This is a genomic window from Undibacterium sp. Ji83W (assembly GCF_049340385.1).
Classification (GTDB): Bacteria; Pseudomonadota; Gammaproteobacteria; order Burkholderiales; family Burkholderiaceae_D; genus Undibacterium.
Genome location: NZ_JBMPOZ010000003.1, coordinates 210,821 through 222,446, shown reverse-complemented (window position 1 = coordinate 222,446; position 11,626 = coordinate 210,821). Strand labels below are relative to the sequence as shown.

Sequence of the window (11,626 nt, the reverse complement as noted above, 5' to 3'; positions counted from 1 at the left end):
ATTCTTGGGGATATGGGCCAAATTTTCAAATGCCGTGTGGTAATTTGGATAATTGACATGCGGAAATGAAAATAATGATCGTCAGAGCTTAACTACCACCTGCAAAATCATTCTGGCGCCAGGCTTCGTAGACGACGACGGCTACTGTATTCGATAAATTCAGGCTGCGGTTGTCTGGCCTCATCGGCAGCCGTATGCGCTGGCCGGTAGGGAAGGACTCGCGCAATTCTGGGGCCAGGCCGCGGGTTTCTGCACCAAACACAAAATAGTCGCCGGGCTGGAAAGCCATATTCGCAAAGGGCGTGGAACCATGTGTGGTCATGGCAAACATGCGGCTGCTATCTGGCTGTTCACTGGCACAAAACGCTGCCCAGTTTTTATGCACCTTCATGGTCGCATAATCATGGTAATCAAGACCGGCGCGCTTCATCTTGGAGTCATCCAGAGGAAAACCCAGCGGTTCTATCAAGTGCAGTTGTACACCCGTGTTGGCACACAGACGGATGATATTGCCAGTATTTGGCGGTATTTCTGGTTCGACCAGGACGACATGAAACAAGGTGATTCCTTAGTAATAGTAACTTGGAGGCTGTTGCGAAATTAAGATGGCTCGGCGCCCCCGGCTAGGCAAGGCGGCGCAACAACGCCAGGTTAATTTCGCAACAGCCTCTTAGTGAATATGGGGCAGGGTGCGGGCAAAAACATAAGCTGTCACTTCAGCTGCACCGTAACGTTTCAGCATTGTAGCGATTTCATGCAGGGTCATGCCAGTGGTCATTACATCATCGACGACGCCTATGTGCGCACCGCGCAGCTTGTCCAGCTGATTTTCGTCTATACAGAACGCATGTTTGACATTGCGCGCCCTGGCGGCGGTGGGCAAGCCACTCTGCATGGCAGTTTCCCTGCTACGTTGCAGTATATGCATGTTGGCAAGTATGCCCAGATGTTTAGCCAGGGGGCGCGTGATTTCCCAGGCCTGGTTAAAGCCACGGTCGGCCAACCTGTCTTTGCCCAGGGGTACGGCGCAAAGTAAATCCGGCAGTTCCTTGCCCTGTTGCTGCAAGATGCTATCCCTGAGCATGCGGGCAAACAGCGGTGCCAGGGCCAGTTGGTGGGCGAATTTCAGTGACAGCACCAGTTGATCCTGTGGGGCGGCATAGTCACAAACGGTCAGGCTACTGTCAAAAGCAGGGGGATTGCTGAGGCAATCGCCGCAACGCGGGCTGGCGCTTGCGGGTGGCAAGGGCAGGGCGCATTGCCTGCATCGTGTTTGTCCTGCCTGGAAATAGGCCAGATGGCAGGCACTGCAGATCACATCGCGGCTATCCAGGCGGCATAGCGCACAAGAATTTGGTATCAGGGCAGAAATGCCATTTTTCCAGGTAAGTTTGAGTTTGTCTGTCATCATGAGTACAAGCGTGTAAACTGCCAGCTTAACTTAAAAACGCAGTTTCTTGCAATTTTGCCTATGCTGAGCGCCCCCATCAATCTGCAACTGGTACGCCGCCTGTTTGCCGATGCCGAAAAAATCCGTACTTCCGACTTTTTGCGTCGCGAAATAGCCACGCGCATGCGTGAAAAGCTCGAGTTGGTCAAAATCCAGCCAACAGGCTTTCTGGATGCTGGTTGCGGCGAGGCGGATGATATTGCCGAGTTGCAAAAATACTATCCAGCGGCCCAGGCTTATGGTGTTGATGCATCTTTGGCAATGCTGGAGGCAGGCAGGGATAAGCATGTAGCCGCCAAGAGTGCAGTCGGACGTTTACTGGCGAAATGGACGCCTGCTGCCCTGCGCCAGGACGGCGGCCAGCATTTGCTGTGTGCCGATTTCGCCCGCTTGCCCATGGCGAGTGCTGCGGTTGACCTGATCTGGTCGAATCTGGCGCTGCACTGGCATCCCCAGCCTGATCTGGTATTTGCTGAATGGCGCAGGGTTTTGCGGACTGAGGGTCTGCTGATGTTTTCCTGTTTCGGCCCGGATACGATGATGGAATTGCGCCAGGCCTTTGCCGAGGTCGATGACCTGCCCCATGTGCTGCCCTTCGTTGACATGCATGATTTTGGCGATATGCTGGTGAATGCAGGGTTTTCCACACCTGTCATGGATATGGAAAAAATCACATTGACTTACGCCGATGCCGATAAATTGCTGGATGACGTGCGTGCCCTGGGGGGAAATCCCTTGATGACACGCAGGCAAGGGTTACTGGGTCGCAAAGCCTATGTGCGTTTGCTGGCAGCCTTGGACAAACGCAAAAATGCGGATGGGCGCATAGCCCTGACGCTGGAAGTGATATATGGCCATGCTTTCCGTCCGGTGAACCGGAAAACTGCCGCCGGTGAATCCATAGTCCGTTTCGATTTACCTAAAAAATCACCTTAATACACATCAAAACCAGATCAAAAAATACTGAAAAACTGTAAATTTACGTCTTAAATCTTTGTGACATTTGAGCGGGATCATAGTTGTCGCTCGTGTATTCTGCTTGATATCACCCTGCTTTACGCCTTATACTCTCGCAGTTGTGGAAGTTGCCGGTACGCATTTGAAAAATTTTGAATCTGTGTCCCTGGCGCTCTGTTAAAAGAATTCTAATCGGGTTTTGGGGAAATTCATGAAACATGCTAAGCGATTAAAGTCGTTCATGCTGGGTGCCTCGCTCTTGGCTGCTAGTCTGCCAACGTGGGCGGTGGTTAATGGTCCGGCGGTAGATATGAAGGGCGGTCCGGCAGTAAAGCAGTTAAATCTGCAACCACCTGTTACACAAATTGCTGAGCAAATCTATTCCATTCATAACCTGATGTTGGTTATCTGTATGGTAATTTTTGTTGCAGTTTTCGGGGTGATGTTTTACTCCATACTGAAACATCGCAAATCCTTGGGTCATAAAGCTGCGACTTTCCATGAGAGTACTGCAGTTGAAATCGCCTGGACAGTCGTGCCATTCATCATCGTTATCGTCATGGCTTTGCCAGCGACAAAAACTGTTGTAGCGATGAAAGATACATCGAATGCAGACATCACCATTAAAGCCACCGGCATGCAATGGAAATGGGGCTATGACTACCTGAAGGGTGAGGGCGAAGGCATTTCCTTCCTGTCCACGCTGTCTACTCCACGTACACAAGTTGGCGCGCCTGGCGTGGAACCAACTGAAAAACGTGGCGATAATTACCTGATCGAAGTTGATAATGAGGTGGTCGTACCTGTTAATAAAAAGGTTCGTATCATTACTACTGCCAATGACGTTATTCATGCATGGACTATTCCGGCTTTCGGCGTCAAACAAGATGCGATTCCTGGTTTTGTGCGCGATACCTGGTTCAAGGCTGAGAAAATCGGTACTTACCGTGGTCAGTGCGTGGAATTGTGCGGTAAAGAACATGCTTTCATGCCTATCGTCGTCAGTGTCGTATCTGATGAAGATTACAAAAAATGGGTAGATGGCAAGAAAAAAGAAATGGCTGCCAAGGCAGATGATCCAAGCAAAGTCTGGACTATCGATGAGCTGAAGCAACGCGGCGAAAAAGTCTACACAACCAACTGCGTGGCCTGCCACCAGGCAACAGGCAAGGGTGTGCCAGGTGCATTCCCTGCTCTCGATGGCTCTGCTGTCGTGACTGGTCCAAAAGCCGCGCAAATCAATATCGTCTTGAATGGTAAAGCGCCAGGCATGCCTGCATGGAAAGGTTCTTTGTCTGATACAGAAATTGCTGCCGTAATCACTTACACACGCAATAACTGGTCTAACAAGGCTGCTGAAAACATCGTCCAACCGGCTGAAGTTTTGGCTGCGCGTAAGTAATAACAGGAAGAACAGGAGAAAAGATGAGCACTACTACAGCTGATCACGCTCACGATCACTCTCACGACCACGCGCATGACCATCCACATGGTTGGCAGCGCTGGTTGTTTGCCACTAACCATAAAGATATCGGTAGCCTGTATCTGTGGTTCGCTTTCACAATGTTGCTGGCTGGTGGTGTCATGGCCCTGGGCATTCGTAGCGAATTGTTCCAGCCAGGCTTGCAACTCATGCAGCCGGAGTTCTTTAACCAGTTGACCACCATGCATGGCCTGGTCATGGTTTTCGGCGCGATCATGCCGGCATTCGTTGGTTTTGCCAACTGGATGATCCCTCTGCAAATCGGCGCGTCCGATATGGCATTTGCCCGTATGAACAACTTCTCGTTCTGGCTCATGCCTCCGGCAGCTTTGTTGCTGATGGGTTCTTTCTGGGTACCTGGTGGCGCTACTGCTGCTGGCTGGACTCTGTATGCACCATTGTCCACACAAATGGGCCCTGGTATGGACATGGCGATTTTTGCGGTCCACATCATGGGTGCATCTTCCATCATGGGTTCCATCAACATCATCACCACCATCCTGAACATGCGCGCTCCTGGCATGACTTTGATGAAGATGCCGATGTTTTGCTGGACATGGTTGATTACTGCTTACCTGCTGATCGCTGTTATGCCGGTTCTGGCTGGTGCGATCACCATGACTTTGACTGACCGTCATTTCGGTACCTCTTTCTTCAATGCTGCAGGCGGCGGTGACCCTGTCATGTATCAACACATTTTCTGGTTCTTCGGACATCCAGAGGTGTACATCATGATTTTGCCAGCCTTCGGTATCGTTTCCCAGATCGTTCCTGCATTTGCCCGCAAGCCTTTGTTTGGTTATGCATCGATGGTGTATGCAACATCATCCATCGCGATCCTGTCCTTCATCGTTTGGGCGCATCACATGTTTACAACTGGTATGCCAGTGACGGCACAGTTGTTCTTCATGTATGCCACCATGCTGATCTCGGTACCCACCGGCGTGAAAGTGTTTAACTGGATTGCGACAATGTGGAAAGGCTCGATGACTTTCGAGACACCTATGTTGTTTGCCATCGGCTTTATCTTCGTGTTCACCATGGGTGGTTTCACAGGTCTGATCCTGGCGGTGACACCGATTGATATCCAGTTGCAAGATACTTACTACGTGGTTGCCCATTTCCACTATGTGTTGGTGGCGGGTTCCCTGTTTGCCCTGTTCGCCGGTTACTACTACTGGAGTCCAAAGTGGACAGGTTTCATGTACAACGAACTGCGCGGCAAGATCCATTTCTGGGGTTCGCTGATTTTGTTCAACGTAACCTTTTTCCCTATGCACTTCCTGGGTCTGGCCGGCATGCCACGTCGTTATGCCGATTACCCAGCACAGTTCACTGATTTCAATCAGTTGGCAACTGTTGGCGCGTTTGGTTTTGGTCTGATGCAGGTGTATTTCATCCTGGCAGTGGTTATCCCGTCCATCAAGGGCGGCATACCAGCAGCAGCAAAACCATGGGATGGTGCCGAAGGTCTGGAATGGACAGTGCCTAGCCCTGCACCTTTCCATACTTTTGAAGAACCGCCAGAATTCAAATAATGTAGTACGGCTTAGGCTTGCTCCGGTTCTGCCGGAGCAAGACAAAAAATGAGTAACAAGAAAAAACCGAATAACTTGCGGACAGCCATCATTCTGTTTTCTGTGGCGCTGGTGTTTTTTGCCGGTGTCTTCATTAAACAAACCTGGTTACGCTGATAGGATAGCTTCATGTTGCAAGAGGAATCCGGCGTTGCAGTCAAGAACAAGCTGAATGCAAAAATGCTGGGCAAGTTGCTGGTGATTGCACTCCTGATGTTTGGATTTGGTTACGCTTTGGTGCCCATCTACAAACAGATTTGTGAATTGACGGGGGTGAATATTTTGACGCCCAAGGATATTTCGGTAAAAGAAATATCCAATTCCCAGATCGACAGAAGTCGTGAAGTGACGGTTGAGTTTGATGCCAATACGCAGGGCCCGTGGCGTTTTCGCCCTACCGTGGCGAGCATGAAAGTGCACCCCGGTGAAATGACACAAATCGTTTATGAAGTAGTCAACAAGCAGTCTTACAAAATGGATGCGCAGGCCATACCGAGCTACGCACCACAACAGGCTGGCAATTACTTCAAGAAGATGGAATGCTTTTGTTTCAAGCAGCAGACTCTGGGCCCGAATGAAGCGCGGCAAATGCCTGTAGTGTTTTATCTGGATCCGGCCTTGCCGAAAGATGTGAAGACAATCACCTTGTCTTATACATTTTTTGAAGTTGGTGGCAAGCCACAAGCTGCTGCCGTAGCTGGCGAAGGTCAGGGCAAGTCATGACAGATTTAAAAGAAGCAAGCAAGCGTAAGGCTTCGTTTGTGGCAACAATGAAAGCCGTATTCTGGTCGTTTTTGGGGATACGCAAGAAAAATGATTATGAGCAGGATGCAGCACAGTTGAATCCTGTTCACGTGATTATTGCCGGCATCATAGGCGCGCTGATCTTCATCGCAGTGCTGATCATGATAGTCAAGCATGTAGTCGCGAAATAACAATTCAAGTAGTACATTAAATTGCATCGGGAGATGGAAATGAGTTCTCAACACGCTAATGCGCCATACTATTTTGTGCCTGGCCCATCCAAATGGCCGGTCCTGGGTGGTACCACCTTATTGCTGACCATGATAGGTGCTTCTGCCTGGGTCAACGGTCTGGCCTGGGGTTCTTACCTGAATTTTGCAGGTATCATCCTGACCCTGGTAGTCTTGTATAACTGGTTTGGTGAAGCGATTGCTGAATCCGAAGGCGGTAAATACAGCGCCCGTATCGACGTGTCCTTCCGCTGGAGCATGAGCTGGTTCATTTTCTCTGAAGTCATGTTCTTTGCAGCCTTCTTTGGCGCATTGTTCTATGCACGCACCATCAGTATGCCTTGGCTGGCTGATCTGGATCACAAAGTCTTGTGGCCTGATTTTGCTGCCAATTGGGGTAATGTAGGCCCGGCTGGTACAGTCGAAGCCTTCAAAACCATGGGTCCTTTCCCTATCCCTACGATCAATACTGCCTTGCTGCTGACATCCGGCGTGACGCTGACGATTTCTCACCACGCCCTGCGTGAAGGTCATCGTGCCAAGACAGCATTCTGGTTGTTTGCCACGGTATTGCTGGGCGCAGTGTTCATGGGCTTCCAGGCTTACGAATACATGCATGCCTATAGCGAGCTGAACCTGAAACTGACTTCCGGTATCTATGGTTCCACTTTCTTCATGCTCACTGGTTTCCACGGTTTCCATGTGACGATGGGTGCGATCATGTTGTCGGTTGTTCTGTACCGTGTCATGAAAGGCCATTTCACACCTGAGCATCACTTCGCATTCGAAGGCGCTGCCTGGTACTGGCATTTTGTTGACGTGGTCTGGCTGGGTCTGTACGTTGTTGTCTACTGGCTGTAAGCGAGCATCAGTAGCGTAAAAAAAGCCGCACAGTTAGTGCGGCTTTTTTACATATATGAAAGTGCTAGTGCAGCGAACGATACTGGTACTACCGTAACAGCAAAACTTACCTGATACCAGTAGGCTGTATCAGGCCAAAATGATTGGCCAGCAAGATCAGCAAAAACAGGGTAATGGAAAAACCTACCCGGAATGCCAGTGCTTTGACCGTGCGATTACTTTTTCCCTTGTCTTTCATCAGATAAACCAGGGCAGATCCCAGGCTGAAAAGGATAAGGAAAAAAGCGATGGCGACAAGAATTTTCATACTGAGCTATTGTTGGTGCTTTTGATTGATCGACTCCTGCATTGTAATACCTTAATACCTGAATGCCTATTTCCTTCCGCTTCCGTCTGATCCCCTTTATTGCCTGCCTGCTGCTGGTCAGCCTGGGTATCGCTTTGGCACAATGGCAGACGCACAGGGCGCTGGAAAAGGAAACACTGGCGGCACTACTGAGCGAGCGCCAGCATTTGCCAGCCCTGGTCTTGAATAGCCAGACACCGTCTGAACAGTTGCAGGTATTTCGCAAACTGCAAGTCCGCGGGCAATTCATACGCGAATGGCCCTTGTATCTGGATAATCGCCCCTTGCAGGGCAAAGCTGGTTTATACGTGCTGATGCCTTTCAAGCTCGCGGATAGCAGTAAATATGTGTTGATCGCGCGTGGCTGGCACCCGCGTGATGCACGCGACCGCATGCATATGCCAGATATCCCCGCGCCTGCAGGTCAGGTTGTGCTGGAGGGTATGCTCAGGGACAAGCTTGATCGTGTCATGCAACTCGGTCAGGCCGAAGTTGTCAAACCTGGCAGTCTCTTGCAAAACATCGATGTTGAAGCATTGGCAAAACAAACACGCTGGGACTTTTATCCCTTTGTGCTTGAACAAACGCTGGAACAGATGCCAGACCAAGCGCCGGAACAATCTTCAAGCCACAAAGATGGTCTCTCGCGTGACTGGCCCATGCCATCGGCAGGTGCTGACAAGCACAGAGGCTATGCCTTTCAATGGTATGCACTGGCCTTGATGGCTTTCTTATTTTTTGTTGTTACTGGATTTCGTCGTGGAAAAAACTGAAAAACAAAAGTCGCTTGGTCGCTGGAAATTATTCCTGGTGCTGGCAGTCTGTGCCGCCCCCATGGTCTTTTCCTATCTGACCTACTATGTCATCAAGCCCGAAGGCCGCACCAATTACGGCACCATACTGGACCCACGTAATTACCCTATGCCTAAACTGGCGGGGCATTTGCTGGGTGCTGCTGCGACCGATCCTGCCATTGGCCTGGATGCCTATAAAGGCAAATGGCTGATGCTGCAGGCGGACAGCGGTGCCTGTGCCGACGCATGCCAAAAAAGAATGTATGACATCCGCCAGTTGCGTACTGCACAAGGCAAGGAAATGGACAGGATAGAGCGCGTCTGGCTCATCACTGATGAAGCCCCGATTGATACCATGCTGATACGCCAGCATGACGGTGCGCGCATGTTGAAAGTCGACGCTGCAGCATTGAAAGCCTGGTTGCCGACCGAGAGTGATACCCAGATCAGCGACCACATTTACCTGATAGACCCGCGTGGCAACCTGATGATGCGTTATCCAAAAAATGCAGATGCCAACAAGATCAAAAAAGACCTCAGCAAATTATTGCGTGCGTCAGCGATAGGTTAAGAGCAGACTTATGTGGTTGCAGATTGCATTGACAGCACTCATGGTCGCGGTGATACCGGCGATGATGATTTTCTTGTCAAAAGAAAAGAATAAATATCGCAAACTCATTGCGGTGACCGTGACGCTGACCTTTGAACTCATCATGTTTGGGGCATTTACTCGCCTGACGGATTCTGGCCTGGGTTGTCCGGACTGGCCAGGCTGCTATGGACAGGCCAATCCATTGCAATCCCATGCAGCCATCAAAGCGGCTGAAATTGCCATGCCTACCGGCCCTGTCACTTTGCAAAAAGCCTGGATAGAAATGGTGCACCGTTATCTGGCCATGAGTGTAGGCATACTCATCATTGCCCAGATGGCCATCGCCTGGGCACGTCGTCGTCAGCTCAATTCCAGCCCCTGGCTGGCGACTTTCCTGCTGTTTTTTGTCTGCCTGCAAGGGGCTTTCGGTGCATGGACTGTCACGCTGAAGCTGCAGCCCATCATAGTGACCACTCACTTGATCCTGGGCATGGGCTTGCTGTCACTGCTCAGTGCCAGTCTGGAGCAGCAAAGTTCTTCCCTGGCTGGCACCAGCATTGCCGCTGCAGATGGCAGGCGCATGCTATGGCCTGCCGGCCTGGCCTTAATACTGGTCTTTGTACAAATCGCCCTGGGTGGTTGGGTGAGTACTAACTATGCTGCCCTGGCTTGCCATAATTATCCCATGTGCAATGGTCAGGTGATACCGGCGATGGACTTTGAACATGGCTTCAGTCTCTGGCGTCAGCTAGGCCAGACCATGAGTGGTGATTACCTGCCCTTCAATGCCCTGGTTGCCATACACTGGGTGCACAGGAATTTTGCTCTGCTGGTGGTCGCTGTCTGCCTCTGGGCTGCACTAAGGGCACGCAGGATTGCCGGGCTGGAAAAGCTGGGTCGCCACATCTTGCTCGCCATACTTGGCCAATTTATCATCGGTGTTTCTACCGTATTTTTTTCCTGGCCCTTGCTGTTGGCAGTTTTGCATAATGGGATGGCCGCCATGCTCGTGCTCTTGCTGACCATGTTAAACTACCGTATAAGGCATGTGAGCCTTGCCGCTGCCAAAGATAGATCATGACCACTTTAAGTTTGCCTACTAACCGACTGGCGCAGTACTGGGCTTTGACCAAGCCCCGCGTTACCCAGCTCGCCGTATTTTGCGCCGTTATCGGTATGTTTCTGGCTACGCCAGACCTGCCTGACTGGCGCGTTGTTGTTGCCGCCACCGTGGGAATCTGGCTGCTGGCAGGTGCTGCTTTTGCCGTAAATTGCCTGGTGGAAAAAGAAATTGATTCACGCATGGCAAGAACCGCGCGTCGCGCGACTGCCCAGGGCGAAATCACCGTGCCGCAGACCCTGATTTTCTCTGGTGTCATTGGTGGCATGGGCATGTGGGTCTTGTATACCATGGTCAATCCCCTGACCATGTGGCTGACCTTCACTACCTTTGTCGGCTATGCAGTTGTGTATACGATTATCCTGAAACCAGCGACGCCGCAAAACATTGTCATCGGTGGTTTGTCTGGTGCCATGCCTCCAGCGCTGGGCTGGGCAGCTGTCGCAAATGATGTGCCTATGCAGGCTTGGTTACTGGTGTTGATCATCTTCATCTGGACGCCACCGCATTTCTGGGCGCTGGCGATGTACAGGCGTGATGACTATGCCCGCTCTGGTCTGCCGATGTTGCCGATTACGCATGGCATGGAATTCACCCGCTTCCATATCTGGCTATACACCATCGCCCTGTTCGCCACCAGCATGCTGCCTTATGCCGTACACATGAGTGGCCTGATTTACCTGGTCAGTGCGATCATCCTTGGCCTGATTTTCCTCTGGTATGCATGGCGTATTTACAAGCATTATGATGATGTGCTGGCACGCAAGACTTTTGCCTATTCCATCATCTACCTGTCCCTGCTGTTCGCAGCCTTGTTGATTGATCACTATATCAAGCTATGAAAATTCTGAAGCATGTGACCAGTATGCTGATGGCACTGAGTTTGCTGGCCTTGGTGGCTTGCAATCCGGCGCAGGAAAAATTCAATAACACCGATCTGACCGGACTTGATTACGCCAAAGACTTTGCCTTGACCGATCACAATGGCAAGGCGCGCACCCTGGCAGATTTCAAGGGCAAGGCCGTGGTCATCTTCTTTGGCTATACCCAATGCCCGGATGTATGCCCGACCACCATGGTGGAAATGGCGAATGTCATGAAATTGCTTGGTGCTGATGCCGACAAGGTGCAAGTGTTGTTCGTGACACTGGACCCTGAGCGTGATACCCAGGCTTTATTGGCCAGTTATGTCCCCAATTTTGACAAACGCTTCCTGGGTTTGTATGGTGACGCAGCCGCAACGGCCAAGGTCGCCAAAGAATTCAAGGTGTTTTATCAAAAGGTGGAGGGTAAAACCCCAGGCAGTTATACCGTAGACCATACCGCCGGCAGCTATGTATTTGATCCTGAGGGGCGCATACGCTTATTCTTGCGCCATGGTCAGGGTGCAGAACCTGTTGCCCATGATTTGAAGATACTGTTGAAATAAGTCTGAACAGCACGCTCCGACCTGTCACATAAATCCGGCACAC

Annotated in this window: 15 protein-coding genes; 12 read left to right on the top strand and 3 right to left on the bottom strand. The window is 50.9% G+C overall.

Features of this window, described 5'->3' with window-relative positions:
* Positions 1-88: 88 nt before the first annotated feature.
* On the bottom strand, positions 89-559 hold the full coding sequence (gene trmL / locus ACO0LD_RS07740) for a tRNA (uridine(34)/cytosine(34)/5-carboxymethylaminomethyluridine(34)-2'-O)-methyltransferase TrmL (protein ID WP_423005377.1): 471 nt from the start codon (positions 557-559) through the stop codon (positions 89-91).
* 111 nt (positions 560-670) lie between these two features.
* The gene (locus tag ACO0LD_RS07735; RefSeq protein WP_423005375.1) at positions 671-1,411 is read right to left on the bottom strand and encodes a phosphoribosyltransferase family protein; all 741 of its coding nucleotides are present in this window, start codon (positions 1,409-1,411) and stop codon (positions 671-673) included.
* Positions 1,412-1,471: 60 nt separating this feature from the next.
* Here ACO0LD_RS07735 and ACO0LD_RS07730 point away from each other — a divergent pair, with 60 nt between their 5' ends.
* From ACO0LD_RS07730 to ACO0LD_RS07700, 7 genes are all read left to right on the top strand, one after another.
* The gene (locus ACO0LD_RS07730; protein ID WP_423005373.1) at positions 1,472-2,386 is read left to right on the top strand and encodes a methyltransferase domain-containing protein; all 915 of its coding nucleotides are present in this window, start codon (positions 1,472-1,474) and stop codon (positions 2,384-2,386) included.
* 232 nt (positions 2,387-2,618) lie between these two features.
* Complete coding sequence (coxB, locus tag ACO0LD_RS07725; RefSeq protein ID WP_423005371.1) at positions 2,619-3,809, top strand: cytochrome c oxidase subunit II; 1,191 nt, start codon at positions 2,619-2,621, stop codon at positions 3,807-3,809.
* Between the two features lie 23 nt (positions 3,810-3,832).
* Positions 3,833-5,428, top strand: a complete 1,596-nt coding sequence (ctaD, locus tag ACO0LD_RS07720; protein WP_423005369.1) for a cytochrome c oxidase subunit I — start codon at positions 3,833-3,835, stop codon at positions 5,426-5,428.
* Positions 5,429-5,476: 48 nt separating this feature from the next.
* Complete coding sequence (locus tag ACO0LD_RS07715) at positions 5,477-5,584, top strand: cytochrome oxidase small assembly protein (RefSeq protein WP_423005367.1); 108 nt, start codon at positions 5,477-5,479, stop codon at positions 5,582-5,584.
* Between the two features lie 12 nt (positions 5,585-5,596).
* Positions 5,597-6,190 carry a cytochrome c oxidase assembly protein gene (locus tag ACO0LD_RS07710; protein ID WP_423005365.1) on the top strand — a complete coding sequence of 198 codons (594 nt, stop codon included), beginning with the start codon at positions 5,597-5,599 and terminating at the stop codon, positions 6,188-6,190.
* Positions 6,187-6,402, top strand: a complete 216-nt coding sequence (locus ACO0LD_RS07705; RefSeq protein WP_423005363.1) for a DUF2970 domain-containing protein — start codon at positions 6,187-6,189, stop codon at positions 6,400-6,402. The genes ACO0LD_RS07710 and ACO0LD_RS07705 overlap by 4 nt, the downstream gene beginning before the upstream one ends.
* 39 nt (positions 6,403-6,441) lie before the next feature.
* Positions 6,442-7,302, top strand: a complete 861-nt coding sequence (locus tag ACO0LD_RS07700; protein WP_423005361.1) for a cytochrome c oxidase subunit 3 — start codon at positions 6,442-6,444, stop codon at positions 7,300-7,302.
* A 106-nt stretch (positions 7,303-7,408) separates the two neighbouring features.
* Here the strand turns inward: ACO0LD_RS07700 and ACO0LD_RS07695 are convergent, their stop codons facing one another.
* Positions 7,409-7,609, bottom strand: coding sequence for a twin transmembrane helix small protein (locus ACO0LD_RS07695; RefSeq protein ID WP_110256438.1), 201 nt, complete (start codon positions 7,607-7,609; stop codon positions 7,409-7,411).
* Positions 7,610-7,671: 62 nt separating this feature from the next.
* Between ACO0LD_RS07695 and ACO0LD_RS07690 the strand changes: the two genes are divergently transcribed.
* Genes ACO0LD_RS07690 through ACO0LD_RS07670 form a run of 5 tightly spaced genes read left to right on the top strand, consistent with a single transcriptional unit; the run spans position 7,672 to position 11,583 of the window.
* Positions 7,672-8,421 carry an SURF1 family protein gene (locus tag ACO0LD_RS07690; protein WP_423005359.1) on the top strand — a complete coding sequence of 250 codons (750 nt, stop codon included), beginning with the start codon at positions 7,672-7,674 and terminating at the stop codon, positions 8,419-8,421.
* Entirely contained in the window at positions 8,408-9,013 is a 606-nt protein-coding gene (locus ACO0LD_RS07685; protein WP_423005357.1) for an SCO family protein, read from the top strand. Before ACO0LD_RS07690 ends, ACO0LD_RS07685 begins: the two co-directional genes overlap by 14 nt.
* Before the next feature lie 10 nt (positions 9,014-9,023).
* Positions 9,024-10,115: a COX15/CtaA family protein gene (locus ACO0LD_RS07680; RefSeq protein ID WP_423005355.1), complete on the top strand. Its 1,092-nt coding sequence runs from the start codon at positions 9,024-9,026 to the stop codon at positions 10,113-10,115.
* Positions 10,112-10,996: a heme o synthase gene (gene cyoE, locus ACO0LD_RS07675; protein WP_423005353.1), complete on the top strand. Its 885-nt coding sequence runs from the start codon at positions 10,112-10,114 to the stop codon at positions 10,994-10,996. Before ACO0LD_RS07680 ends, cyoE begins: the two co-directional genes overlap by 4 nt.
* On the top strand, positions 10,993-11,583 hold the full coding sequence (locus ACO0LD_RS07670) for an SCO family protein (protein ID WP_423005351.1): 591 nt from the start codon (positions 10,993-10,995) through the stop codon (positions 11,581-11,583). The genes cyoE and ACO0LD_RS07670 overlap by 4 nt, the downstream gene beginning before the upstream one ends.
* The last annotated feature ends 43 nt before the right edge of the window (positions 11,584-11,626 follow it).